Below are 26,404 nucleotides of genomic sequence, written 5' to 3'. Positions count from 1 at the left end.
CGACGAGCACGGAACTGTCTAACTCCCTTGAGCGGTCCAGGCCGCTCATTTGGTTCCCTCAGGCCGCGACCGTGGAGTTCACGGTCACGGTGTTCTTGCTGCGACGGGCCGCACGCGGGCTCGTCATGTCAATGGAGCGGCGCTCCAGTTCGTTTTTCACAGTCGAGCGTTCACGACGGTCCCCGAAGATCGCCATCAGAAGCAGCTCTTCGCCGCTGGTCTGGTGGATGTTGCGTGTGAGAGTGGGCATGGTCGACTCCTGGTGGTTGGCACCACCGCGTTTCTCACTGGGGCTGGGTCGGGACGATGATCGGGTTGGTGCGCGACGTTTCGGCGGCGGGCACGCGACGGTCGATCTGACGCTGGGTCTTGGACGGGCTGGACGCCTGAGCGGCGAAGTTCGCCAGAAGCTGAGTGACCGACTGTTCGATCAGATCCGCATCGGCGTCTTCCGGCAGGTAGCAGCTCACGCCGGCGGCACGCATCGCACGCTCGGTTTCGTCCGTGTGCTGCGAAGCGATCGCCACCACACCCGGACGTGGCGGATAGGTACGAAGGAAGCGGACCAGGCGGGCGGCTTCCTGAAGGATCATCACCGAGCCGTCGACCTGAACGATCAACACCTGCGGACGGATCAGACGAATGTTCTTGAGAGCCTTGCCGGCACTGGGCTGACGAAGCACCGGCCAGCGGTGCGTGTTGGCCGCTTCGTTGAGGCCCGGAACGACCGAGTCGTCCATCAGGACGACGAGCACTTTGACTGTCAGAGGAATCGGGATCGGCACGGTTCGTTCCTTTCAGAAAAGGGGAATTGGGTCAGTCCGTTTCTTGTCCCCTTGCACGTTGTCGTAGGACCCATTAACGAACCGCGTGCCAAACGTGAAAGCTTGTTCGTATGCTTTTGCAACACCAGATAAATCAATGCGTTACGTGCAAGATCTGAAATCTTGTCCGCTGATCGTGCCTCTGAAAATTCTGTACCAATATGGACACCGCGGCCCCGTCGAATATCCGTAAGCTGTGAAATGAAATAGGTTTGAAGAAATGTGGACCATTATGGAACAACCGAGGGCTAAAGTCGGGTTCCACAATGGACCGGCACGGAATTCCCGATGACCCTTGCAATGTGGCGATTTCAGGTCAGAAATGACGATCACGCCTGTGCGGTCTGTATCAGTTGCGCCGATTGATGTTCGATGTGAACGCGGGCGGTGTCCGAATGTCGACAGGTGCCAACGGTTGGTGGGCGATCGCAATGGCATGTCGGAGACGCCGACGAGGCGACTTGACGAGTCCGCAAGCGCAGCGTTAACATGCGTAAAGAAGGGCCGCCAACACTTCTCGAGGTCTGGCGCCGCTCGTTGGGAACAATCGGCACGTGCTGGCGACTTGAAGGCCGCGCGTGAACCGTTAAAGAGTCTCCGAATGGAGACGCCCTTATCCAAGGGACGAATAGATTGAACTTACAACACACACGATTCATTCAAAGACAGACCGCAGGCAAGCGTGGGCCGGACGTTACGAACAATTCAGCACCGGCCGGTGTGACCATGTGTGGATTCGAGCAGTACGGGGCGTTTATCGCTGCGCGCTGTCCGGATCAAGTTTCATCGTTCAATCGATTCGTCGATTAATGGTTTGCGCCTCAGCCGGCGTGTGGGTCGGCTGACGATCGCCCAGTACGTGCCTCTTTAACCCGGCCGCCCGGCGTCCTCGCACCGCAGATGCGATGACCCCGCAAGCGGTATACGAAAGGGGCACGCCATGACGCACCTTCTGCAGTTCCCGCTCTCCCTGGCCGCCATCGAGACCGGCACCTTCATTCTCGGGTTGCTGGTCGCCGCCATCGCCGGTGGAGCCGTTTCATTCGTCCTCGTCGGCATGCTCGGCGGCAAGACCCTCGCCGCCGCCCGCACCGAAGCCGAGTCGATCGTGTCCGAAGCCCGCCGCGAGGGTGAAACATCCAAAAAGCAGATCGAACTGGACTTCCGCGAGGAACTGTCCGCCAAGCGCGACGCCTTCGAAAAGGAGATCGCCGCGACGCGGGACGAGATGAAGGAAACCGAACGCCGGATCGCCAAGCGTGAGGACAATCTCGACCGCAAGCTCGATGTGCTCTCGACCAAGGAAAAGTCCCTCGACCAGCTCGAAGCACGCCTCAAGGAACGCAACGCCACCATCGAAAACAAGGAAGCCCAGATCGACGACCTGCTCGAACAGCAGCGCAATCAGCTATTGAATATCGCCGGGTTGAGCGTCGAGGACGCCAAGCGTCTGCTTCTGGAACGTGTTGAAACCGAATGCAAGCACGAAGCGGGGCGGATCGTGCAGCGTGAGATGGCCAAAGCGGAGGAGGAAGCCAAGGAAAACGCTCAGAAGATCACGCTTCAGGCCATCCAGCGCTTCGCCGCCGAGCACACCTCCGTCTCGACCGTCTCCGCCGTGGACATCCCCTCCGACGACATGAAAGGCCGGGTCATCGGCCGCGAAGGCCGCAACATCCGCGCCTTCGAGAAGGCGACCGGTGTGGACGTCATCGTCGATGACACGCCCGGCGTCGTCATCGTCTCCTGCTTCGACCCCGTCCGCCGCGCCGTCGCCGCCGAGTCGCTTCAGCGCCTCATCGAAGACGGCCGCATCCATCCCTCCCGCATCGAGGAAATCGTCGAGCAGGTCAACAAGGAGATGGAGGAACGACTTGTCAAGTTCGGCAAGGAAGCGTGCATCGAAGCGAACATCCAGGGCCTGCATCCGAAGATCAGCGCCATGATGGGGCGCCTCTATTACCGCACCAGCTATGGGCAGAACATTCTGCGCCACTCCATTGAAGTGGCGTACCTCTGCCAGGTCATCGCCGACGAGTTGGGCCTTGACGGCACGATCGCCCGCCGCTGCGGATTCCTGCATGACATCGGCAAGGCGATGGACCACGAAGTCGAAGGCGGCCACCCGCAGATCGGCATGGACTTCGCCCGCAAGTTCAACGAATCTGAAGCCGTGCTCAACGCCATCGGCGGGCATCATGGCGACATCGAATCCACCACGCCGTACACCCCGATTGTCATGGCCGCCGACGCCATCAGCGGCGCCCGCCCCGGCGCCCGCCGCGAGACGCTCGAGCGTTACGTCAAGCGGCTCGAACAGCTTGAAGGCATCGCCACGAGCTTCGACGGCGTCAAGGAGGCCTACGCCATTCAGGCCGGCCGCGAGGTCCGGGTCATCGTCGACGCCAAGCGGATCGACGACGCCCTGTCCGCCAAGGTCGCCCGCGACATCGCCAATCGGGTCGAACAGGAAATGACCTACCCCGGCGAGGTGCGGGTCACGGTGCTTCGCGAGACGCGGAGTGTGGAATACGCCCGCTGATCAAGCCGCTTTGGGCTTGGTACATCTGCGATTCTCGGATTGACACCCGCATGGGAGTGGGTTATCTTACGTGGAATCGGTGGTTTACCGTTTGGAGAGCGGTCCCCGCACGAGGCCGCCGGCAACTCAGGGAAATCTCAATGACGCGCACGCATCTCTTCCTCGCGGCTACGGTGGTCTACGCAGCTTTTTCGTTTTCGCCTCTGATGGCGCAGGATGCGGTGACGGGTGTCGCCGGCGAAGCCACGCCGCTCAAGCCCCGCGATGCCGAGTCGCTTCCGCCCGATCTCAAGAAGGCGCTGGATCTCTGGGAGGATTACATCCACTACCTCCGCGTCGCCAACCTTGAGATGGCCAACACCGCCGGCTCCGGATTCCTTGGCCTCAACCTCCCCAGCGAACAGATCCTCACCGTCATCGAGGAAATCTCCTCCTACACTGACTACGACGAAACCCTGCAGCGCACCGAACGCATGGGCGGCGCTCCCAGCGATCTGGCCAAGAAAGTCTCCGAACGCATCAACGACGCCCGCCTCGACGTCGCCCGCGAAGGCAAACGCATCCGTGAATCGATCACTTCGCTCGACGATGGTCTCCGCGCCCGGCTCAATGCACAGACGCGCCTGAAGCGCGCCGGTGAGTATGCCGCCCCGCAGTTGCTCGCCGTCATCCTCAGCGTCGATCACGAAGATCAGATACTCCGCCCCTATGTCATCGAGACGATGGTGACGCTCGGCCGCCCGATGGTCGCCCCGCTCTGTGAAGCCCTGCATGATCTGCCCGATGTGCCCAAGCAGCAGGTCGGCGAAGTGCTCTCGCGCATCGGCTACCCGCTGGCCCTGCCGTACCTCAAGGCGGAGCTCGATCGCAAGGATGTCAGCGACGACACCAAGAAGGTCCTCAAACTCGCCTACGACCGCATCGTCGATCGCACCGGCGTCCCCGTCGAAACCTCCTCCGACCGACTGTTCTTCATGCTCGGCGAAGACTACTACGCCCACCGCGAAAGTCTCATCATGGAGCCCGATGCGGACTTCAACCTGATGTGGACCTATGACTCGGGCACGGGGCTTTCGTTCCTGAAGATTCCCACGCCGATCTTCGCGGATGTGATGACCATGCGGGCCTGCCGCCGGGCGCTGCAGATCAACCGCGGACTCTCGCCGGCGTTCAGCTTGTGGATCGCCGCCAATTTCCGCCGCGAGAACCATCTGCCCGCCGGAGCCGAGGACCCCAGCTACAGCGCCAAGATGCAGAGCCCGCACTTCTATGCGACGCTCGCCGGCCCCAGTCATCTTCAACCCGTCCTTCAGCGGGCGCTCGCCGACATGGACCCCGACCTGGCCCTGGATGCAATCTCGGCTCTGAGCTCTACCAGCGGGGCGATCAGTCTGCTCAACGTGCAGGGCAGCATTCAGCCGCTCATCGCCGCCATGAACTACCCCGATCGACGCGTCCGCTTTGAGGCCGCTTTCACGATCGCCCGCTCGCTGCCCCAGACCGACTTCAGCGGGTCGCAGCGCGTCGTGCCCGTCCTCTCCGAAGCCGTCCGTGAATCCGGCAAGCTCTACGCCGTCGCCATCGCGCCCGATACCGAAGCGATCAACAGCGTGACGCAGCTCATCGAGGGCGCCGGCCAGTACCGCATGCTGCTGGGCAACTCCATCGACGTCGCCATGGCGCAGGTCGCCACCGCGCCCGGCGTCGACCTGATCGTCGTCAATCAGCCGATGGATCAGGCCCTGGCGACCGTCGCCAACGCCCGCCGCATCTCCAAGCTCGCCGCCACGCCCATCGTGATCCTCGCCGGTTCCGGTGAAGTCATCTCGATGACCCGCATGGTCGACGACAAGCCGATGGTCTACGTGACCGATCGCGAAGCTGGCAAAGACAAGATGATCGAAGCGCTCAAGCAGGCCGCCGCAGCCGCCGCCGGCGGAACGCTCAGCGATGATCAGGCCCAAACCTACGCCCTCACCGCGCTGGGCATCCTCAAGGACCTGACCTTCGCCAACAGCACGATCTTCCACGTCGCCGACGCCAAGCCGGCCCTGCTCGAAGCGCTCAATGACACGCGCGACCCTGTGACGCTCGCCGCCGCCGATGTGCTCGCCCTCATGCCCCAGCCCGAAGCGCAGGTCGCCCTCGCCGACGCCGCCCTCGCCGGCAAGCGCGGCGCCGCCATGCAAGTCCAACTCCTCCAGGACCTCGCCCACAGCGCCCGTGCCAACGGCAATCAGCTTTCGGACCTGCACCTTCGCAAGATCCTCGAGCTTGTCGACTCCGCCAAGGGCCCCGTCGCCGACGCCGCCGCCGACGCCCACGGCGCCCTCAACCTCCCGACTTCCAACGGCGTCGAACTCATCGTCGGCAACTGACCCGTCGCCTTCCGTCAAACCCCCGGAACCCACGGTGTCCCACCGTGGGTTTTTCACTTTCATCTGCGTGACTCATCATTAAGCTCCTTTCGAGCTGTGATGTTAAGCGGCTGTGCCGCAGGTGTGATTTCAGCCGGTGAGCCGCATCAATGATGTACTGCGGCAGACTCATGACACTGCTCCTGCCTCATGGCTTCCAGGGGTTCGGGGCGGGGTGTTCTGCGTCAGGCGGGCGAAGTCGACGCGGCTGATGGTCTTCTGAATATGCTCGGGGCGCGGATGAAGGCACGCGCGATGATCATGTGTCGAAAGGAGTCGTTGCGGGCGGGTCAATGCGGTTGGATGTTGTCGGCCATTGAGGGAGCGCTGAGGCCGGGCGGGTTCAATAGAAGTAGGTATCGCTGGCGCCGCCGCGGACCCAGCCGAGCCCGACGTTGAGGGCCTGCATGGCGGCGGGGTCGTACTCGGCGCCGTCTTTCCATTTGACGCTCAGGTCGCCGTAGAGTCGGTTGACGCCTTCGAACTGCGGCGGACCGTAGTCGGTGTAGGCGAAACCCATCGCGGAGTAATGTCCCGATGCGGCGACTTTGCCGTCGTTGTAGGACCATCCGCCGTAGGTCCATTTGTAGAGGATGTCGCTCATCATGATCTGCGCGGCGCCGCCGGGTCGTGTGCCGACCAATTCGCGTTGGGCCGTCGCGCTGGCGGCGGCGGACCATTGATCGACGCCCGTCAGGATGTTGTAGCGGAGATTGACGTACCCATAAGTTGCGCCGACGTTCAGCCAGTACGTGTCATATGTGGTCAGGTTGCAATCGGCCGATGCGGACGGGCAACGCCACACGCCGCCGATCACCTTCGCATTCAGATCGACGCCCGGCAGATAGGACGCAAGCAAGGGAATCGACCACTCGTCGGAGTACGGATTGGCGTACCAGACATTGGCGGCATTGCGCATGTTGGGATTGGAGCCGCCGCGGGTGGATTGGCGCAGTTTGCCGACGTTGTCAGCCGACGTGCTGAGCAGCGCCACGCCCCACTGATGCAGATTCGACATGCACACCACGCGTCGCGCGGCGATCTTCGCCTGCCGCAGCGATGGAAGCAGGAGCGCCGCCAGCAGCGCGATGATGCTCACGACGACCAAAAGCTCGATCAATGTAAAGGCGCGTCGGCGCATAAGCAGCATTTGCTCCGGGAAAGCTCAGGGATGGCCCTCCCTGAGCTATTGAGGTCAGCGCTTGCGGCGCATCAGCAGAGCGCCCATCAGCGAAAGTCCCGCGGGCATCGCGGCGGGGACGGGGATCGTCACCAGATTCAGATTCAGACTCCCCTGCGAAAAGTAGGCCTTGCGCCCGCCGCCGAGGTCGAGGGCGTTGGCGAAGCCGAAGTTCTCGATGTTGCCGGAATTGAACGTGGCGGATGTATTGAGCAGCTTGTAGACGCCGTCGGCGATCAAAGCCCAGTTCATGGCGGACCCGTCGGCGGCGACGAGATTGTCGACGCCGAAGCTGGCGTCCCATGTGAATGTGCCGCTGACGGTCAGTGCATTGGCGTTGACGTAGGCGAGATCGAAGACGAAGTTGCCCGTTCCGAGGGCGAGATCATTGCTGATCGTGCCCTTGCCGCCGACGGCCGCATTTGTGGCGACGCTGACGCCGCTGGAGGCGAGGGAGTTGTTGATGAGCAGTTCGCCGCCGTTGACGGCGGTCGCGCCGGTGTAGAGGTTGGCGCCGCTGAAGATCTGCGTGCCGGCGCCGTTCTTGGTGAGGACGAGGGGGCCGGAGCCGGAGCCGTTGTAGATGATGCCGGCGAAGTCGCCGTCGTAGGCGCCGGTGATGGTGATGGCTCCGGTTCGGTTGTCGAAACCGATGTAGGTCCCGCTCTGAGCGCCGGGATTGGAAGCGGGGTTGCCGCCGTCGAGGGCGCCGAAGGAGATATTGGTGGACGAACCATTGCCGGCGGCGATGTAAACGTGGCCGGTCGTGGGCAGGACGACTTTGGCGTTGGCGAAGAAGGCCTGGAAGGTGGAGGTGGTCAGGCCGATTTGGCTGTGGTTGGAGCCGGTCGCGCCGATGATGTTGACGGTGCCGGTGGGGCCGCTGGCGGAGTTGATGATGAAGCCCTTGTAGGTGGTGTCGACGTTGGACATGTCGAGCGTGAGCGTGCCGGCCATGGCGGTGTAGTTGCCGGTGAGCGTGGTGTTGGTCGCGCCGGTCATGCGCATCGTGCCGGACTGGCCGGAGGCGATGGTGACATTGTTGCCGAGGGTCATCGACGCGGAGGTTTCGAGGACGGCGTTGTTGGTGAAGGACAGGGCGCTGGAGGAGGAGAGGTTGGAGAGTCGCAGGACGCCGCCGTTGATCTGGGTCGAGCCGGTGTAGGTGTTGGTTCCGGCGAGGACCTGCGTGGCGGTGCCGTTCTTGATGAGCGAGAGGTTGGCTCCGCCGCCGCCGCCATTGGTGACGTTGCCGCTGTAGGTGGTGGTGGTCAGGGTGTTGTTGTTGGTGCCGATGACGAGGGTGTTGGCACGGTTGTCGGAGGAGACGTTGTTGGAGGTGCTGTTGCCGGCGAGGGAGCGGACCTGGATCTGATTGCCGCTGGCACCGTTGCCGAGCTGGAAGTAGACGGTGTTGAGCGTCACATCGGTGTCGATGAGGGCGTTCTGAGCGGCGGCAAGGTTGATGCCGAGCTGGGCCTGCCCGGTGCCGGAGGTGTTGGTGACGCTCAGCGACCCGCTGTAGCTGCCGACGGCGTTGATGGCGATGCCGGAGAAGACGGGGTTGGTGCCGTTGACGGTGACGGCGATGCTGCGGTTCGTGCCGGTCAGTCCGCCGCCGAGGTTCAATAGACGCTGGGCGGTGACATTGGAAATATTGATGTTGGCGTCGCTGGAGAGGATCAGCGAGGAATTGATCGTGGCGGCGACGTTGTCGAGTGTGATGGTCGGCGTGGCGCCATTGAGCGTCAGGGAATTGCTCTGAATGACATACGTGCCGCTGGTGTTGTTGAAGGTGATGTCGTTGGCGGTGACGCCGCCGGCGGCGATGGAGACGGTTCCGGCGGCGGCGCCGAAGACGGCGTCATTGTCCGTGCCGGAGCCGGGCCATGCGACGTTGTTTGCGCCGGCGTCGGTGGTCCAGTTGCCGTTAGTCGTATTCCACGTGCCGGTGCCGCCGGTGATGGTGCCGTTGCCGGCGCCGATGGTGCCGGGCGATGTGTCCCATGTGTAGACGTCACCGCGCGTCAGCGACGGGCCAAGAGCGATGACCAACGCGGCGGTGATGGGAAGCGTCTTGCGAATCATTTGGAATTCTCCTTCTGTTCAGGCAATGTATTAAGTGGGCCATCCGCCGTTGAATGGTTCGGCGAATCCGCCAGGGATGGTGCCGGGTCGTAGTCCGCATCGAGACGAGCAATCCGAATGCTGTAAATCTGTCCATTGAAGTCCTGATCGAGATTGGCGAAGCCGCCGATGCTGAATTCGCCGGCGGCGGGGCGCGGACCAGCGGACGACTGCGCGGCCAACTGACCGTCGATGTACAACCGGGTCATGCCGCCGCGTCGCGCCAGCGCCAGATGGACCCATTGGTCCGCCGCAATCGGTTCGGCGTCGCGCAGGATCGTCACGCCGCCGATCAACCCCGCCCAATGATTGCCAGACCGGAGGATCCCGAAGCCCGAGCGCGACGGGTCGCCGTTGTAGGCGACGATGCCGTTGCGTATTTCGCCCGCCGGTCGCGCCCATGCTTCGATGATCCAGTCGTCCGTCGCATTGGTAACGGGCGCACCTTGGGTAGATACACCGCTCCGCAGCCGGTTTAGCGCCACACCAATCGACAGCGGGTCGGCCTCGGGCATGGCGGGATTGAACCACACCATCGCCAGCGGATTCATCGCCGGCGGCGTCTGCGAAGCCCGCACCCACCGCCCATTCGCATCCGCCACGATCCATTGACCGATGGTCATCTCGCGTGAGTCGCCCCGAACATCACTCGAATCGATGCGACCTTTTCGGACCAGCGCAAGCGTGCCTACACCCCGCGCTGTCGACACATCGAACTCCGTGCCGAGGTCCGTGAATCGCACGCCGTTGGGGGTTTCGATCACAAAGCCGCGCGCCGCCGCCGGCACGAAGGCGTGCAACTGACCGCGTGTCAGCCGGCCGCGGTTGACGTCCGTCACTTCAAACCGACATGGGCCGGTCATGTCGACGACGGCGGTGGAGTTGAACATGATCTGTGCCGTGCCGCTGTCGAGCGACACCGTCCCGTTCGCAAGCGTCTCGCCTAGCCTCGGCGAGACGCCGTTGGCCATGTCCATGAACTGCGCGTCGTCGGAGACATCGGTCAGTGTGGCGAAGGCCGGCACGCGTGCGAAGCGCGCAGGCGCGTCAGATGATCGCTCGTTGAAATAAAGGAACCAGACGCCGACCGCGATGGCGATCACCGCCGCGACCAGCCAACGATACGACCTCACCAACCGACGCTCCGCACCGTAGATGCGAACCGGGGCACTCTGCTGCTCACCCGTCGGTTTCAACGAGGAGCGAACCCGACCGGACAGCCAGTCCAGCGACGCGTGCAGAACGACCATGCGTGCATACATCCGCCGCAGCTCCGCATCGCTTCGCACCATCTCCTGAAGCGCCGATCGGCCCGCCGCTGTGATTTGCCCATCAAGCATGGCTTCGATCAGCGATTCAAATTCATGATGACGATCCGCCGCCGTGCTCATGGATGTTCCTTCCGCCCCGTCTCAGCGGTCTCCATGCACTCCAGCAGCGCCACCCGCGTGCGATAAAGCAACTGCGTCGTCGCGGTGACCGACCGGCCGATCAGTTCGGCGATCTGCCCCAATGACTTGCCGCCCTCGTACCGCGCGGTCAGCGCCTTGCGGGCATGCTCCGGCAGCGTCTCGATGCAGTGTTTGAGCTGTCCGATCCGTCCGCCGGTCTCTTCCGCCGCCCGCACCGCTTCCGTGCTGATCAGATCCAGCATCGACGCGTCGAACACCAGCCGATCGCGACCCTTCCGCTGTGCGTAGGTGAGCACCTTATGCCGCGCCACGCCGTACGCCCAAGCCGTGAAACTCCCCGCCCCCATCGCCTGTTCCCATTTTTCCCAGAGCACCAGGTTTGTATCCTGCAGAATGTCCCCCGCCGCGTCCGCATCGCCGACGCTCGTGAGAATATATGCATAAAGCCTGCTCTGATGATCTGTTAGCAGGCGTACGAACAACTGCATTTTCTGATTGATGGTCATGTGGGTCGCCTTTAGCTCGTATATATGTCACAGATTCACGGCAAATCTAACACGATGTCCCGCGGGATTTGCAGATCACCGCGGGCTGCCCATGCGTGGGACCCACCGAATTGACAAGAATGAGTCACTACATATCGATTCGCTGATGCCTTGCGCCTCAGTCATGAGAACATGCGAGCAACGCCCCGCGGTGTCCCACTGCGGGCCTTTTGATACCTTTTCCATCCCCCGCGGCAGCCGGTATCATACCCCCTTCGCTCCGGCCCACTCGCCTTTGAATGAGACCTGCGTGTCCAGAAAGTCCTACGATAAACTGCCGCGCGTCGAGAGTTTCGACCTTCGCCCCGGTCGCAAGATCGGCTCGCGCTACGAAGTCGTCGCGCTCCTGGGCAAAGGCACCGAAGGCGAGGTCTATCAGATTCAGGAAGTCGGCACCGGCATCCACCGCGCCGCAAAACTCTACTTCCCGCATCGCAATCCCGATAACCGCTCCACCATCTGGTACGCCCGCAAGATCAACGCCCTGCGTCATTGCCCGATCGTTCTTCAATATCATCACACCGAGATGCTCACCGTCCGCAAGCACAAAGTGCTCTGCCTCGTGTCCGATCTGGCGCGGGGCATGCAGCTTGAGCAGTGGATCGCGCAGCACCGCGGCAAGCGTCTGACGCCGTTCCGCGCCCTGCACGTGCTCTACCAACTCGTACGCGGCCTCGAAGCCGTACACGCCGTCGGCGAGTACCACGCCGACGTACACAGTCAGAACATCCTCATCGAGCCCATCGGCGTCAGCTTCAATATCAAGCTCGTCGACTTCTACAACTGGGGCAAGCCCACGCGCTACAAGCAGCGGCAGGACATCATGGACTGCGTCACCGTCTTCCACGAATGCCTCGGCGGCCGCGAACACTACCACCGCCAGCCCCCCGAAACCCGCGCCATCTGCATGGGCCTCCAACGCAGCAAAGTCCTCAAGAAATTCCCCACCATCATCACGCTCCGCCGCCACCTCGAATCCTTCGAGTGGACCACGCTCCTCTGAGCCGCTTGCGGCTTAGCACTCCGCGTCACATCAAACTGATCGGGTCCACATCCACCGCCGTCCGCGCGTCGGAGCGCAGCAGGTCGGCCGAGCGCGCCGCGGCAAGCAACTGCTGAATCACCGCGGCGTTCTCGGCGGCGATTTCGATCTGCTGCCGGTGATATCCGCCGATGCGGCTGATCGGGGCAGGGGTCGGGCCGACGATGCTCGCTTCGAGATTCAGATCGTCCTTCACCGCCCGGATCACCCCCGCGAGTTTCGTCGCCTCCGCCTGCGCTTTTTCAAGCGCTTCATCGCGCACGATGAGGCGTGCCATGCGCGTGATCGGCGGCAGTTTCGCCCGCTTGCGGTGCGCCAGTTCGTCGGCCGCGAATTTCACGTAGTCGTGCATCGCCGCCAGCGCGATCGCCGGATGCGCCGGCGTGAAGGTCTGAATCACGACGCGCCCGCCCGCGGTGCTGCGCCCGCTGCGGCCCGCCACCTGGCACACCATCTGAAACGTCCGCTCCGCCGCGCGGAAGTCCGGCAGACTCAGCGCCGTGTCCGCGCTGATGACGCCCACGAGCCGCACGTTCGGAAAGTCCAGCCCCTTGGCGATCATCTGCGTGCCGACGAGCAGGCGAATCTCCCCGCGCTTGAAGGCGTCGAGCACCTGGGCGTAATCGGTCGCGGTGCGCATGGCGTCTGAGTCCATCCGCGCGAACTTCACATCCGGGAATTTGCGTTCGATCTCCAGCTCGACGCGCTGCGTGCCGAGGCCGAACATCGTGACCTTCCGCGAACAGACCGGGCAGACCGTCGGCTGACGATTCTCAAAACCGCAGTAGTGGCAGCGCACGAGTCCGCCGCTGGGGATCGCGGCGCTGACGTGGTAGACCATGTTCGCATCGCAGTGCTCGCACTTCATGATCCACCCGCACCGGTGATCGGGACACGCGATGTAGTTGGCGAACCCGCGCCGGTTGAGCAGCAGCATCGCCTGCCCGCCGTCCTTGAATGTCTGCCGCAATAGTTGTTCGAGCTTGACGCTCAACAGATGGATGCCGCCTTTGCCGGTGTACTCGCTGCGTTTGCGCCGCTCGTCGAGCAGATCGACGATCTCGACGCGCGGCAGGGGTTGTTGCGAGACGCGCTTGGGCAGGGACAGCAGCTTGTACGCGCCGCGCGTGGTGGCGTTGTAATAGCTTTCGAGGGCGGGGGTGGCGGAGCCCATGAGAACCGTCGCGCCGAGCATCTGCGCCCTTTTGACCGCCACATCGCGCGCGTGATAGCGCGGGGCGTTGTCCTGCTTGTAGCTGCCGTCGTGTTCTTCGTCGACGACGATCAGGCCGAGGTTATCGACGGGCGCGAAGATCGCCGACCGTGCGCCGACGATGACGTTGGCCCAGCCGTCGCGGATGAGCGTCCATTGCTGATGGCGCTGCGCCGCCGTCAGACCCGAGTGCAGCACGGCGACATGCTTGAACCGGCCGATGAACCGGCCGACCGTCTGCGGCGTCAGTGCGATTTCGGGCACGAGCACGATCGCCCGCTTGCCGCGCTTGACGACCTCTTCGATCGCGCGGATGTACACCTCGGTCTTGCCGCTGCCGGTGACGCCGTGCAGCAGCAGGGCGGCGAAAGCGCCGTCGAGGGAAGCGGCGATGGCGTCGAGGACTTTTTGCTGATCGTCATTGAGCGTCAGGTGCTTGTTTTCTTCGACGGCGTGTTCGGCCCAGATGGCCTGCACTTCGGTTTTGACAATCTGTTTGAGCAGGCCGCGTTCGATCAGGCCGGTGACGGGCGAGATGCTTTTGGCGCCGGCGGCATGGGCGAGTGTTTTGGGGTCGACGGGCATCTTGCCGAGGCGCGCCATCTCCAGCGCGACGCCGAGCACGTCGGCCTGCTTGCCTTTGAGACCGTGCTCGTGCACGATCGACGCCAGCGCGATCGTGGCGATCGGGTCGTGCAGATCGACGTAGGTTTTGCGCACGAGGCCGATGCCTTTTTTGACCGCGGCCGGGAGCATCGTGGCGAAGACCATGCCCAGCGGGCAGCAGTAGTACCGGCTCACCCAGCGGGCCAGCTCCACCAGATCGTCCGGCAGATTGACGGCGAGCCGATCCTTGGACGCGATCGCCTTGAGCTTGAGCGGATCGACGTCGGCGTCGTCGGAGATGTTGAGCACGTAACCGCTGACGGGGCGATCGTTGCGGCCCAGCGGCACGATGACACGGTCGCCGACGCGCAGATCATGCAGCGTATCGGGAATCAGATAGGTGAGCCCGCCGGGTTTTTCGAGGCCCTGTTCGAGCGCGACATGGGCGTAGCGATGCGACTCGCCGGCGATGCGGGCTGTGAAGAGACTGCTCATGTCAGCAGTATCGTATCCGGTTCGCGCTGCACCGCGCCGGCGGAAGTCGTGACGGCCATTGTGAATCCGCGCCGCAGACAACCGGAGGCGCATTCGCCGGCGGGCGTCATCGCCATGAAGCCGACCTGATGCTCCTCGCGCAGCGCGTACTCATCACGGATACGCTGGAGCGATTCGACGATCGCCTGCAGCGGGGAAGCGCCGCGGCGCATCGCATCGACGATCGCATACGATCCGCACACGCCCATCACCAGTTCGCCCGTTCCCGTCGCGGCGGCGGCGCCGAATTTGGGATGGACGTACAGACCATGCCCGATGATCGGCGAGTCGCCGACGCGGCCGTGCATCTTGTACGCCAGCCCGCTCGTCGAACACGCCCCGGCGAGTCGCCCGGCGCGGTCACGCGCGAGGACGCAGACCGTGTCGTGATTCTCCTCGATGTTCGCCGGCGTGACGTAGTCGCCGGTCGGGTGCGCCGCTTTCCATGTTTCATATTTCGCGCGGGCGACGTCGGTCAGCAGGGCGGTCGGCGTGAACCCTTCGCGCGCGGCGAAGTCCTCGGCGCCTTCGCCGGCGAGGAGGATGTGGCGCGTTTTTTCCATGACGCGCCGGGCGATCGAGACGACGTGCATGTACCGGCGGACGAAGCACACGGCTCCGCGCCGGGCGGGCGAGGTCATGATGCATCCGTCGAGACTGACTTCGCCGGTTTCGTCGGGCAGGCCGCCGCGACCGACGCTGGCGACTTTTTCGTCGGCCTCGACGGCGCAGCAGCCGGCTTCGACGGCGTCGAGGCACGACCCGCCCGCGTCGAGCAGCGGAAAGGCGGCGGCGTTGGCGATCGCTCCGAACGACCATGTGGCAATCACAACCGGTTCATCCATGCCCGCATTGTCGGGTTCGGCGCGGCCGGGTGCAATGTGCCGAGCGTGTTATGATGACAGGCATGATTCGCCGGACGGTGCGATACAGCGGGCATGTGCAGGGCGTGGGGTTTCGATACACGGCCGCCCGCGCCGCCGGGAACTTTTCGGTGACGGGTTACGTCAAAAATCTCGTCGACGGCCGCGTCGAACTCGTCGCCGAAGGCGAGCCGCGCGAGGTCGAGGCGTTTGTCGCCGAGGTGGCCCGGCTGATGGGCGATAAGATTCGCAAAGCCGCCAGTGACGACACGGCGGCGAGCGGCGAGTTCGGCGACTTTTGCATTCAACATTGAGGACATCGCTGATGCGAAATTGGCTTTGGGTATGGATCATCTGCGGGTGGATCGCCGGCGTCGCCTCGGCGCAGAGCGGGCCGACGCAGCAGCGCGTCATCAGCGATCAGAAATACGCGGTGCACGGCGTGGCGTTTTCGCCGGACGGGAAGTATCTGGCGATAGGCGAGGGATTGTTGAGCGAGACGCGGGCGGTGGGGAAGCTGCGGGTGCATCGGCTTGAGGATCAGAAGGTGGTGGCGATTTTCGACGGCGACGGACCGTTCGCGACGATGGGGTTCACGGCGGACGGGGAGAATCTCGCAGCGGCGGCGCTGAGGCAGGTGCGCGTGTACAACCTGCCGGATCATCGGATGGTGACGATGTTCTCCGACGGCGACCGGGATTTTCCGACGATGGCGCTCGACGGGGCGGGAGGCGAAGTGATGTCGCCGAGCCGGGGCGGGTTCGGGCCGCACGGAATGTATGTGTGGCAATTGAAGGACCACAAGTTCGTGACGCGCGTCGACGGCGAATTCATGTCGATCGCGCGGGCGGGGTCGATGATCGCACTCGGCGGGCGGGACGGGCGGGTGTCGATCGTGGATGGCAAGACATGGAGGATCGAGCGGACGCTTGGGGAGGAGCGGCGGGGGCGCGAGGTGAGCGTGCTGGCGGTGTCGCCGGACGGGAAGCGGATATTTGCATGGGCACGATTCGGCAAGGCGCAGATTTGGAACGTCGCCGACGGGACGACGAGCGAGATCGAGGGCGAGGTGGCGGACTTGAACGCCGCGGCGTTCAGCCCGGATGGCAGGACGCTCGCGCTGGCGGGCGACGATCTGCGGATCTACGACGCGACGAACCTCAAGCTGCGCTCGACGACGAAGGCGCATAACCACGGCGTGCTGTGCCTGGCGTTCAGCCCCGACGGCAAGACGCTCGCCACGGGCGGGAATTATGATGCGACGGTCATTCTCTGGTCGGTTCCGTGAATGAGCGTGAAAGCAGGCCGCGAGCGGCCTCGCTAAACGGCTGACGCGCTGATCTTTGCGTGGTGCATCTTTTTCGGCTATCTTTACGGTCTTTTCAACCCCCGAAGATTCGATTCATGGAGACTTTCGCGATGGCCACCGCCAGCAAAATCAGCATGTCCGCCGACGGCAAGCTTCAGGTTCCCGATCATCCGATCATCCCCTTTATCGAAGGCGACGGCACAGGGCCGGACATCTGGCGGGCGAGCGTCCGCGTGTTCGATGCGGCGGTCGAGAAGGCGTACGGCGGCAAGCGCAAGATCGCATGGCAGGAAGTGCTCGCTGGCGAGAAAGCGTTCAACCAGACGGGGAATTGGCTGCCGGACGAGACCGTCGCGGCGTTCCGTGATCTGCTCGTGGGCATCAAGGGCCCGCTGACGACGCCGGTCGGCGGCGGCATCCGGTCGTTGAACGTGGCGCTGCGCCAGCTTCTGGATCTGTACACTTGTCTGCGCCCCGTGCGCTACTTCACCGGCGTGCCGTCGCCCGTCAAAAAGCCCGAAGAAATCGACATGGTCATCTTCCGTGAGAACACCGAAGACATCTACGCCGGCATCGAGTTCCAGGAAGGGACCGACGACGCGAAGAAATTCGGCGAACTGCTCAAGGCGAATTTCCCGGATCGCTTCAAGAAGGTGCGCTTCCCCGCCAGCGCCGGTTACGGCATCAAGCCGGTCAGCCGCGAAGGCACGCAGCGCCTCGTCGATGCGGCGATCCAGTACGCCATCGACAACAATAAGCCCAACGTGACGCTCGTGCACAAGGGCAACATCATGAAGTTCACCGAAGGCGGCTTCCGTGACTGGGGCTACGAGCTGGCCAAGACCAAGTACAAGGGCCAACTCATCGACGGCGGCCCCTGGACGAAGATCACCGCAAACGGCCGCGACATCATCATCAAGGACGTCATCGCCGACGCCTTCCTCCAGCAGATCCTCACGCGCCCCGCCGAGTACAGCGTCATCGCCACGCTCAACCTCAACGGCGACTACATCTCCGACGCCCTGGCCGCGCAGGTCGGCGGCATCGGCATCGCCCCCGGCGGCAACATCAACTACCACACCGGCCACGCCATCTTCGAAGCCACCCATGGCACCGCCCCCAAGTACGCCGGCAAGGACCAGGTCAACCCCGGCTCCGTCATTCTGTCAGGCGAAATGATGTTCCGCTTCCTGGGCTGGACCGAAGCCGCCGACCTGATCATCAAAGGCATGGACGGCGCGATCGGGGCGAAGACCGTGACCTACGACTTCGAACGCCTCATGGACGGCGCCAAGCTGCTCAAGTGCTCCGAATTCGGCGACGCGATCATCAAGCACATGAAATGACAACTCTGAAGCCCGCGGAGCTACGGCGGGGACTTCTTCAACCTGCGAGCGACATGCAATACGAATCCAAACTTCCGTATCACACCAAGCGCATGCACGCGGCGGCTCTCTATTGTTCAGACGGGCGCGTGTGCGAGCAGTATGATGACTTTCTGCAGAACGGGCTGAAATTGCCGCGGTATGATCGCGTCGCGCTCCCGGGGGGGCCGGCGTGTCTGGCGGGGTATTCGGCGGCGCGGCTCGAAGAGGCCGGCGTCCTCGATGAACTCAAGTTCCTCGTCGAGGCACACGAGCTGAAGCGCGTCGTGCTCATTCAGCACGAAGACTGCGCGTTCTACAGCGTGCGGCTCAATGCGACCAAAGCATCGATGGAGCAGTTGCAGAAAGCCGACCTGGTCCGCGCGGCGTACATGATCCGCCAGAACATCGGGTCGCTGGACGTCATGGGATATTTCGCGCGCAAGGCGGAAAGCGGCGTGATCTTCGAGCCGGTGCGTATCGAGTAGATGCGGAAAGCTCAGGGATGGCCATCCCTGAGCTTTCAGATTTCGCGCCCAACTCACATCGCGGCGGGTATCATGTGGGAACATTTTCACAGGAGTACCGCGATGTTCAACGCCTACGCCGCGCCCAAGCAGGGCGCCCCGTTCCAGAAGTTTCAGTACGATCCGGGCCGGCTCAACGCTGACGAAGTCGAGATCAAGGTCGCCTACTGCGGCATCTGTCACAGCGACCTGTCGATGCGCGACAACGAATGGGGCATGACGCAGTATCCGTTCGTCGGGGGGCACGAAGTGGCGGGCACGGTCGCGGCGGTCGGCGAGCGCGTGCCGCATCTGAAGGTCGGCGACACGGTCGGCCTCGGATGGTTCAGCCAGTCGTGCATGCACTGCGACTACTGCATCAGCGGGCGTCACAATCTCTGTGCGACAGCCGAAGGCGTCATCGTCGGAAGGCACGGCGGATTCGCCGATCGTGTGCGGGCGCATTGGGGTTGGGTCACGAAACTCCCCGCCGGCGTCGATCCCAAAACCGCCGGCCCGCTTTTCTGCGGCGGGATCACCGTGTTCAACCCGATCGTGCAGCATGACCTGGCTCCCACCGCGCGTGTCGGCGTCATCGGCATCGGCGGACTGGGGCACATGGCGATCAAGTTCCTCGACAAATGGGGCTGCGAAGTGACGGCCTTCTCGACTTCCGCGGACAAGAAGGCCGAGGCGATGAGCTTCGGGGCGGACGAATTCGTCAACACGAAGGATGCGGGGGCGCTGGAGAAAGTCAAAGGCAAGTTCGACCTGATCATCAACACGACCAACGCCAACCTCAACTGGCAGGAATACGTCGGCGCGCTGGCCAGCGGCGGAACATTGCACACCGTCGGCGCGGTCACCGGCAACTTCGGCGTCATCGGTTTCTCGCTCATCGCCGGGCAGAAGTCGCTGGCGGGCAGCCCGCTGGGCAACCCGGCGACCGTGCGCAAGATGCTCGACTTCTGTGCGAGGCACAAGATCGAACCGATCACCGAACACTACAAGATGTCGCAGATCAATGACGCGTTCGAGAAACTCGAACACGGCAGCCCGCGCTACCGGCTGGTGCTTGAGGCGGATTGATCACAAATCTGGAGGCTGCGTTCGTGGGTGATCTGTGGCATGGCCGCCCTCGACCGTGCGAATGATGCGGATATGAAAGCACAGCCGGGGGCGGCTGTGCCACAGCTTTGATGATGGGCGTCAATCTTTCTTGTTGGGCTTTTTACCGGGCTTTTTCGCCGGTTTGGACTCGGCGGGTTTGGCCGGTTTGGCGTCGGAGGAGGACGCGGCGGAATCGGATTTAGTTTCGGACTTCGTTTCCGACTTGGGCTTTTCCGCGTCGGCGGCTTTTTTGTATCCCTCGGAGCGATAGTCGGTCTGCCAGAAGCCGTCGCCCTTGAAGAGCACGCCGGCGCCGGTGCCGATGAGGCGTTTGAAGGTGTTCTTGCCGCACTCGGGGCATTTGCGGAGCGGCTTGGCGGTGATCGACTGGAACACTTCGACTTCGTGCCCGCAGTTGTCGCAGCGGTAATCGTACGTCGGCATGGCGGTTCCTTACGACTGAGGCACGACGGCGACCTTCGCCGGGCGGAGCGTGCGCTGGCGGAAGACGTAGCCGGGCGAGAACGTGGCGGCGATGTGATTGGGCGCGACGCCCTCGGCCTTCTGCTGAAGCATCGCTTCGTGACGATGCGGGTCGAACGGCTCGCCGACCGTCGGCTCGAACCGCTCGACGCCCGCCTGCTCGAGCACCTTGATCAGCTCATCGCGCACGATGCGCACGCCTTCATAAAGCGCCTTGCCGTCGTCGGACTTGGGCGCCATCGACAGGGCGGTGTCGAAGTGATCGAGTACGGGGAGGAAGAGCTTGAGCAGGTCGCCGCGCGCGAATGCGATCGAGTCGCCGAGGTTTGCCTCGGCGCGTCGCATGTAGTTCTGGTAATCCGCCGAGACACGCTGGAGCCGGCCGTATAGCTCATCGCGCTCCGACTGGAGTTTGGCGAGCGGATCGGACGCCGGCGCGCCGGGCGCGGGGGCCTGCGACATGTCGTCCGCGGGATTCACCGATTCGTCATGTGTTTGTTCTTCGCTCATCGTTATCCATCACCACTGAGGTAACTTTTGATCTTATCCAGAAAACCCGTGCTCTGCGGCATGACCTGCTTGTTTTCCGTTTCGGCGAACTCGCGCAGCAGGGCGGCCTGCTTCTCGCTGAGTTTGCGGGGAATCTCCACGAGAATCTGCACGATCATGTCGCCGCGCCGCGGGCTGCGCAGATTCGGCAGACCTTCGCCCGAAAGCGTGTACGTCTGCCCATGCTGCGTGCCCGCCTTGAGCGTCAAGAGCGTCTGGCCATCGAGCGTCGGCACATCGACCTTCGCGCCCAGCGCCGCCTGTGTGAAGCTGACCGGCATGCGCAGGACGAGGTCGTCGTTGTGCCTCTCAAAAAGCTTGTGCTGCTGCACGCGGACGACGACATGCAGGTCGCCGCGTGGCGCTCCGGGCGAACCGGGTTCGCCTTCGCCGCCGACACGGATGATCTGCCCATCGTGAATGCCCGCGGGGATTTTCACATCGAGCGTCCGCGCCAGCGGCTTTCGGCCGGACCCGTGACAGTCGAGGCACTTGTCCTTAACGATGCTCCCCGCGCCGCCGCAGTCGGGGCAGGGGCGCACCATCTGAAAGAATCCCTGCCGCATGGCGACCTTGCCCTGTCCGCCGCAGGTGGAGCAGGTGGCGGGCGTGGTGCCGGGCTTGGCGCCGGAGCCGGTGCATGTGCCGCACAAATCCTGTCTCGTGAATTGGACCTGTCGCGTCGTGCCTTCGAGCACTTCGTGCAGTTCGATGTCGATCGAGGTTTCAAGATCGTACCCGCGCGCCGAACGTCCGCGTCCGCCGCCGAAGATGCTGCCCAGATCGAAACCGGCGAAGGCCTCCTCGAACATCGACATGATGTCGTTGGCGTTCATGCCATGGAAATCATGCATGCCCTGGCCGCGCAGGCCTTCGTGCCCGAAACGGTCGTAGCGCTGCCGCCGCTCCGCATCGCCGAGCACTTCAAACGCCTCGGCGCATTCCTTGAACTTCGCCTCGGCCTCCGCATCGCCCGGGTTGCGGTCCGGGTGATACTTCATGGCGCAGCGGCGGTAGGAGCGCTTGATGTCCTCGGAGCTGGCGGTGCGCTCCACGCCGAGGATTTCGTAATAGTCGCGCTGGGCGGGCATGGTCATCCTTTGAACACGAAGCCCACGGATTCAATCCGTGGGCTTCATGAGTCAACTCACAGATCGAAGTCGGCTGCGGACATCAGGCGATGGCGCCTTCATTGACCTTTTCATCGTCCTTGAGCTCGGTGATCATGACGTTCGTCGTGAGCATCAGCGCGGCGACGGAGGCGGCGTTCTGGAGCGCGGTCCGCGCCACGAGCGCCGGGTCGATGATCCCCGCCTTGACGAGGTCTTCGTACTGGCCGGTCGCGGCGTTGTAGCCGAAGTGGCCCTTGCCGTCCTTGACGGTCTCGACGACGACATCGCCGTCGACCCCGCCGTTTTCGGCAATCTGCCGCGCCGGGGATTCGAGCGCCGCGGCGATGATGTCAAAGCCGAGGCGTTCATCGCCCTTGGCCTTGCCGCGGGCGTCGTTGACGGCCGTGATCGCACGCAGCAGGGCGACGCCGCCGCCGGCGACATAGCCCTCCTTCGCCGCCGCGCGGGCGGCATGCAGGGCGTCTTCGACCAGGTCCTTGCGGGCCTTCATCTCGACTTCGGTCGCGGCGCCGACATTGATGACCGCCACGCCGCTCGTCAGCTTCGCCAGACGTTCGGTGAGCTTTTCCTTGTCGTAGTCGCTGGTGGACTTTTCAAGCTGCATGCGAATCTGATCGCAACGGGTCTGAAGATCCTTCTTCTTGCCGAGGCCTTCGACGATCGTCGTGTTGTCCTTGTCGACGATGATCTTCTTGGCCTGGCCGAGGTCGCTGAGTTCGACCTTGTCGAGCTTGATGCCCATGTCTTCACTGATGAACTGCCCGCCCAGCAGCGTGGCGATGTCGCCCAGCAGGGCGCGACGGCGGTCGCCGAAGCCAGGGGCCTTGACGGCGCAGACATTGAGCGCGCCGCGGAGACGATTGACCACGAGTGCGGCGAGCGCCTCGTTCTCAACGTCCTCGGCGATGATCAGCAGGGGACGCCCGCTGGTGGCGATCTTGTTGAGGAGCGGGAGCATCTCCGGCAGACTCGAAAGCTTCTTCTCGTGGATCAGGACGTATGCGTCTTCAAGCACGCACTCCTGCGTCTTGGTGTCGGTCATGAAGTAAGGCGAGAGGTAGCCCTTGTCGAACTGCATGCCTTCGACGTAGTCGAGGGTCGTGACGGAGGCCTTGCCCTCTTCGATCTCGACGACGCCCTCGGCGCCGACCTTGTCGATCGCGGTGGCGATCAGGTCGCCGATGTCGGGATCGTTGTTGGCGGAAATGGTCGCGACTTTCTTGAGGTCATCGCGGTTCTTGACCTTGATGGAGGCGTCGCGAATCGCTTCGCCGGCGACGTCGGCGGCGGCGAGGATGCCGCGCTGCAGGACGGTCGGATTCGCGCCGGCTGTCACATGACGCAGTCCGCTGGTGAAGATCGCCTGCGCGAGGACGGTCGCGGTGGTCGTGCCGTCGCCGGCCTTGTCTGCGGTCTTGCGGGCGACTTCGTTGACCATCTTGGCGCCCATGTTCTGAAACTTGTTGGGCAGCTCGACTTCCTTGGAGACGGAGACGCCGTCCTTGGTGACGGCGGGGCCGCCGTAGGACTTATTGATGACGACCTGCCGCCCGGTCGGGCCCATCGTCACGGCGACGGCGCGGGCGAGCTGATTGAGACCCTTTTTCATTTCGACGGCGGCGTTGGCGTCGAAGAGCAGTTGCTTGCTGGACATTTGGTTCAATCCTTTTGAGCGGGTCACGCCCCGCAGAAGCGGGGTGTGCCGAATGAGTGTGTTTTAGTCGACGCGGGCGAGGAGTTCGGACTCGCGGAGGATGACGACTTTTTCGCCGTCGATTTCGACTTCGTTGCCGGAGTACTTGCCGTAGACGACCTTGTCGCCTTTCTTGACGGTCAGGGGCGTGCGCTCGCCGTCTTCGTTCATCGCGCCCGGGCCGGCGGCGATGATGATGCCGACCATCGGCTTTTCCTTGGCGGTCTCGGGCAGGTAAAGCCCGGCGGCGGTGCGCTCTTCGGCGGCTTCGGGTTGAACGATCACGCGGTCGCCGATCGGCTTGAGCGTCGTGCGGGGTGCGGTCTTGGTTGCCATCTGTGTGAGTCTCCGTGAATGAATCGTCTTTGAAGTATTGCGGGAAATTACATCATGCCCGGCATGCCACCCATGCCGCCCATCCCACCCATTCCGCCCATGCCACCCATGCCGTGGTCATGGTGATCGCCGCCGCCTTCTTCCTCGTCGTGGGGGGCTTCGGTGATGATGCAGTCAGCGGTCAGCAGCAGGGTCGCGACGGACGTCGCATTCTCAAGCGCGACGCGGTCGACCTTCGCCGGCGTGATGATGCCCTTGTCGAGCAGGTCGCCGTACTCGAGCTTCAGGGCGTCGTAGCCGAAGCTGCCCTTGCCCTCGCGCACCTTGGCGACGACGACGGTTCCTTTGACGCCCGCGTTGTCAGCGATCGTCTGCGTGGGCACCGCCAGCGCCCGGGCGACCAGATCGGCGCCGAGCTTTTCGTCACCATTGAGCGACTTGGCGAGCTTCTCGACATGTTCGATGGAGCGCACGAAGCTCACGCCGCCGCCGGGCACGATGCCCTCGGCCACGGCCGCGCGGGTCGCATGCAGCGCGTCTTCGATGCGTGCCTTCTTCTCTTTCATTTCCGCTTCCGACGCCGCACCGACGTAGACCTGCGCCACGCCGCCGGCGAGCTTGGCGAGCCGCTCCTGGAGCTTCTCGCGATCGTATTCGCTGGTGGTGCTGCTGATTTCGTTGCGGATCTGTTCGATGCGGCCTTTGATGGCCTTGGTGTCGCCGGCGCCTTCGACGATCGTCGTGTTGTCGCCGTCGATTTCGACCTTCTTGGCCAGACCCAGATGGGCGAGTTCAACCTTGTCGAGATCAATGCCCAGGTCCTTCATGATCGCCGTGCCGCCGGTGAGGATGGCGATGTCTTCGAGCATGGCCTTGCGGCGGTCGCCGTAGCCCGGGGCCTTGACGGCACAGACCTGCAGCACGCCGCGCAGTTTGTTGATCACGAGCGCCGACAGCGCTTCGCCTTCGACATTCTCCGCGATGATCAGCAGCGGCTTGCCCGCCTTCTGAATCTTCTCGAGCAGCGGAATGAGCTTCTGCACGTTGTCGAGCTTCTCTTCATGCACGAGCACGAAGCACTTTTCGAGTTCGACCTTCATCTCGTCCTGATTCGTGATGAAATTCGGCGAGAGGAATCCGCGGTCGAACTGCATGCCTTCGACGACATCGACGTAGGTTTCGAGTCCCTTGCCTTCCTCGACCGTGATGACGCCGTCCTTGCCGACCTTCATGAACGCATCGGCCATGATCTTCCCGATCGCCGCATCATTGTTCGCCGAGATGGTGGCGACGTTGGCGATGTCGGTCTTGGCCGTAGCGTCGATCGGCTTGGCGAGTTTCTGGATATTGTCGACCGCCGTGCCGACGGCCTTGCGCATCCCGCGGACGAGCGCGTTGGCGTCGGCCCCGGCCGTGATCATCCGCAGGCCTTCCTTGAACAGCGCCTCGGCCAGCACGGTGCTGGTTGTCGTGCCGTCGCCGGCCTTGTCGGAGGTCTTGCTCGCCGCTTCCTTGACGAGTTTGACGCCCATGTTTTCGTTCTTGTCGCGGAGTTCGATTTCCTCAGCGACGGTCACGCCGTCCTTGGTCACGTTGGGAGAGCCCCAACCCTTATCGAGCACCGCATTGCGCCCGCGGGGGCCCAGCGTGCTCTTGACCGCACTGGCGAGCTTTTGAACGCCGGCCAACAAAGCGGCCCGTGCCTCAGCGTCAAAGGCGAGAATCTTGGACATGAAAAAGTCTCCAGAGTTCTGATCGTGAATCTATTGATACCGTCACACGTCACCGGACATGGGCAACTCCCATGCCAGACACCCCGGAACATGCCTCGCCGGACTGCAATCGTAAACATCGCTTGAGTCATGCATTACGGAAGCGATGGGACTTAAGTCCCACTGTCTTGCCCACGCGAACCTGTCAGCGTGGCAGTCCGCCGTTTTGTGCCTGCCATGACGGGCGCGGCGATCGGGGTGGGCGAATCGTGTTAAACTCCGTTCATGACCGCCGGGATGTCATGGCACTCCATCCAGTCGCTCGCGACCGCAGCTTTGATCGGCTACGGATGGGTGATTGTGCTGCTGATCGGCGTGGCCTGCGGCCTCGGGCGCAAGACGTGGCCTGCGGCCGGATGCGTCATGCTGGCGCTGGCATGGCTCGTCATGTTGATCACAATCGACATAAATAGCGACCGTGCATTTCAACAGGTTGTGCGGAACTTCAGCAAGGTGACGAAGGGCATGCATCAAGCCGAGGTGCTGAACTTGCTGGGGAGGCCGACATCCACCACAGATCACGTGACCGACCACAGCGGCCTCTTGATCGAGGACTACAGGGTGCTCTATTACTCGCCGCCGACGAGCGCTTTTGCGCTTCCGAATAGTGACAATGCATCGATCGAGGATATCGAAGAAACCTATGTGGACCAGACATATCGCGTCTATTTTGATCATACTGGGCGCGTGACATCTGTAGTCCGCGCGGGAACGGTCAGTGATTCGATACTCACCCCTGCGGACAACTGAACCAGCAAGACACCAAGGTCACCACGGAATGCTCTGTTGTGTAAAGACCCCTCACTTCCCCTTGGTGTTCTTGGTGCCTTGGTGGTTATTGCGA

23 protein-coding genes are annotated in these 26,404 nt (G+C 63.2%); 9 read left to right on the top strand and 14 right to left on the bottom strand.

Annotated features, from left to right (window positions below; genetic code table 11):
- Positions 1 to 58: 58 nt before the first annotated feature.
- Together GC162_18430 and GC162_18425 are read right to left on the bottom strand one after the other, a co-directional pair.
- Positions 59 to 250, bottom strand: coding sequence for a hypothetical protein (locus tag GC162_18430; GenBank protein ID MBI1370619.1), 192 nt, complete (start codon positions 248 to 250; stop codon positions 59 to 61).
- A 34-nt stretch (positions 251 to 284) separates the two neighbouring features.
- Positions 285 to 785, bottom strand: coding sequence for a hypothetical protein (locus GC162_18425; protein MBI1370618.1), 501 nt, complete (start codon positions 783 to 785; stop codon positions 285 to 287).
- 979 nt (positions 786 to 1,764) lie between these two features.
- On the opposite strand from GC162_18425, the gene rny reads away from it, so the two are divergent.
- Together rny and GC162_18415 are read left to right on the top strand one after the other, a co-directional pair.
- On the top strand, positions 1,765 to 3,366 hold the full coding sequence (gene rny / locus GC162_18420; protein ID MBI1370617.1) for a ribonuclease Y: 1,602 nt from the start codon (positions 1,765 to 1,767) through the stop codon (positions 3,364 to 3,366).
- A gap of 140 nt (positions 3,367 to 3,506) precedes the next feature.
- Positions 3,507 to 5,744, top strand: coding sequence for a hypothetical protein (locus GC162_18415; protein MBI1370616.1), 2,238 nt, complete (start codon positions 3,507 to 3,509; stop codon positions 5,742 to 5,744).
- 382 nt (positions 5,745 to 6,126) lie between these two features.
- Here the strand turns inward: GC162_18415 and GC162_18410 are convergent, their stop codons facing one another.
- The 4 genes from GC162_18410 to GC162_18395 are packed head-to-tail and all read right to left on the bottom strand — an operon-like array spanning position 6,127 to position 11,008.
- Complete coding sequence (locus tag GC162_18410) at positions 6,127 to 6,933, bottom strand: prepilin-type N-terminal cleavage/methylation domain-containing protein (protein MBI1370615.1); 807 nt, start codon at positions 6,931 to 6,933, stop codon at positions 6,127 to 6,129.
- A gap of 45 nt (positions 6,934 to 6,978) precedes the next feature.
- Positions 6,979 to 9,051: a hypothetical protein gene (locus GC162_18405; protein ID MBI1370614.1), complete on the bottom strand. Its 2,073-nt coding sequence runs from the start codon at positions 9,049 to 9,051 to the stop codon at positions 6,979 to 6,981.
- Positions 9,048 to 10,481: a hypothetical protein gene (locus tag GC162_18400; GenBank protein MBI1370613.1), complete on the bottom strand. Its 1,434-nt coding sequence runs from the start codon at positions 10,479 to 10,481 to the stop codon at positions 9,048 to 9,050. Before GC162_18400 ends, GC162_18405 begins: the two co-directional genes overlap by 4 nt.
- Entirely contained in the window at positions 10,478 to 11,008 is a 531-nt protein-coding gene (locus GC162_18395) for a sigma-70 family RNA polymerase sigma factor (GenBank protein ID MBI1370612.1), read from the bottom strand. The genes GC162_18400 and GC162_18395 overlap by 4 nt, the downstream gene beginning before the upstream one ends.
- Between GC162_18395 and GC162_18390 the strand changes: the two genes are divergently transcribed.
- The gene (locus GC162_18390) at positions 11,001 to 12,050 is read left to right on the top strand and encodes a protein kinase (GenBank protein MBI1370611.1); all 1,050 of its coding nucleotides are present in this window, start codon (positions 11,001 to 11,003) and stop codon (positions 12,048 to 12,050) included. The two genes, GC162_18395 and GC162_18390, sit on opposite strands and share 8 nt — an antisense overlap.
- Positions 12,051 to 12,075: 25 nt before the next feature.
- Here the strand turns inward: GC162_18390 and priA are convergent, their stop codons facing one another.
- Both priA and GC162_18380 read right to left on the bottom strand, forming a co-directional pair.
- On the bottom strand, positions 12,076 to 14,496 hold the full coding sequence (gene priA / locus GC162_18385) for a primosomal protein N' (protein ID MBI1370610.1): 2,421 nt from the start codon (positions 14,494 to 14,496) through the stop codon (positions 12,076 to 12,078).
- On the bottom strand, positions 14,400 to 15,287 hold the full coding sequence (locus tag GC162_18380; GenBank protein MBI1370609.1) for a glycosylasparaginase: 888 nt from the start codon (positions 15,285 to 15,287) through the stop codon (positions 14,400 to 14,402). Before GC162_18380 ends, priA begins: the two co-directional genes overlap by 97 nt.
- A 62-nt stretch (positions 15,288 to 15,349) precedes the next feature.
- On the opposite strand from GC162_18380, the gene GC162_18375 reads away from it, so the two are divergent.
- The 5 genes from GC162_18375 (at position 15,350) to GC162_18355 (ending at position 19,573) form a co-directional block, all read left to right on the top strand.
- Positions 15,350 to 15,619 (top strand): acylphosphatase, encoded by a 270-nt coding sequence (locus GC162_18375; GenBank protein MBI1370608.1) that lies wholly within the window; start codon positions 15,350 to 15,352, stop codon positions 15,617 to 15,619.
- A gap of 11 nt (positions 15,620 to 15,630) precedes the next feature.
- On the top strand, positions 15,631 to 16,593 hold the full coding sequence (locus GC162_18370; protein MBI1370607.1) for a hypothetical protein: 963 nt from the start codon (positions 15,631 to 15,633) through the stop codon (positions 16,591 to 16,593).
- Positions 16,594 to 16,724: 131 nt separating this feature from the next.
- The gene (locus GC162_18365; protein ID MBI1370606.1) at positions 16,725 to 17,960 is read left to right on the top strand and encodes an NADP-dependent isocitrate dehydrogenase; all 1,236 of its coding nucleotides are present in this window, start codon (positions 16,725 to 16,727) and stop codon (positions 17,958 to 17,960) included.
- Between the two features lie 53 nt (positions 17,961 to 18,013).
- Positions 18,014 to 18,466: a hypothetical protein gene (locus tag GC162_18360; protein ID MBI1370605.1), complete on the top strand. Its 453-nt coding sequence runs from the start codon at positions 18,014 to 18,016 to the stop codon at positions 18,464 to 18,466.
- Between the two features lie 102 nt (positions 18,467 to 18,568).
- Entirely contained in the window at positions 18,569 to 19,573 is a 1,005-nt protein-coding gene (locus tag GC162_18355; protein ID MBI1370604.1) for an alcohol dehydrogenase catalytic domain-containing protein, read from the top strand.
- 120 nt (positions 19,574 to 19,693) lie between these two features.
- Here the strand turns inward: GC162_18355 and GC162_18350 are convergent, their stop codons facing one another.
- From GC162_18350 to groL (GC162_18325), 6 genes are all read right to left on the bottom strand, one after another.
- Positions 19,694 to 20,038 (bottom strand): zinc ribbon domain-containing protein, encoded by a 345-nt coding sequence (locus GC162_18350; protein MBI1370603.1) that lies wholly within the window; start codon positions 20,036 to 20,038, stop codon positions 19,694 to 19,696.
- Positions 20,039 to 20,047: 9 nt separating this feature from the next.
- The gene (gene grpE / locus GC162_18345; GenBank protein MBI1370602.1) at positions 20,048 to 20,587 is read right to left on the bottom strand and encodes a nucleotide exchange factor GrpE; all 540 of its coding nucleotides are present in this window, start codon (positions 20,585 to 20,587) and stop codon (positions 20,048 to 20,050) included.
- A gap of 2 nt (positions 20,588 to 20,589) precedes the next feature.
- The gene (gene dnaJ, locus GC162_18340) at positions 20,590 to 21,717 is read right to left on the bottom strand and encodes a molecular chaperone DnaJ (protein MBI1370601.1); all 1,128 of its coding nucleotides are present in this window, start codon (positions 21,715 to 21,717) and stop codon (positions 20,590 to 20,592) included.
- 82 nt (positions 21,718 to 21,799) lie between these two features.
- Positions 21,800 to 23,413 carry a chaperonin GroEL gene (gene groL / locus GC162_18335; GenBank protein ID MBI1370600.1) on the bottom strand — a complete coding sequence of 538 codons (1,614 nt, stop codon included), beginning with the start codon at positions 23,411 to 23,413 and terminating at the stop codon, positions 21,800 to 21,802.
- Between the two features lie 63 nt (positions 23,414 to 23,476).
- Positions 23,477 to 23,788 (bottom strand): co-chaperone GroES, encoded by a 312-nt coding sequence (locus GC162_18330; protein ID MBI1370599.1) that lies wholly within the window; start codon positions 23,786 to 23,788, stop codon positions 23,477 to 23,479.
- Positions 23,789 to 23,835: 47 nt separating this feature from the next.
- Entirely contained in the window at positions 23,836 to 25,521 is a 1,686-nt protein-coding gene (groL, locus tag GC162_18325) for a chaperonin GroEL (protein ID MBI1370598.1), read from the bottom strand.
- 264 nt (positions 25,522 to 25,785) lie between these two features.
- Between groL (GC162_18325) and GC162_18320 the strand changes: the two genes are divergently transcribed.
- Positions 25,786 to 26,310, top strand: a complete 525-nt coding sequence (locus GC162_18320; protein MBI1370597.1) for a hypothetical protein — start codon at positions 25,786 to 25,788, stop codon at positions 26,308 to 26,310.
- The last annotated feature ends 94 nt before the right edge of the window (positions 26,311 to 26,404 follow it).

The organism is Planctomycetota bacterium (genome assembly GCA_016125255.1).
GTDB lineage: Bacteria > Planctomycetota > Phycisphaerae > Phycisphaerales > Zrk34 > RI-421.
Note: the sequence above shows the minus strand (reverse complement) of the source record. Positions and strands in the feature narration are given on the sequence as shown.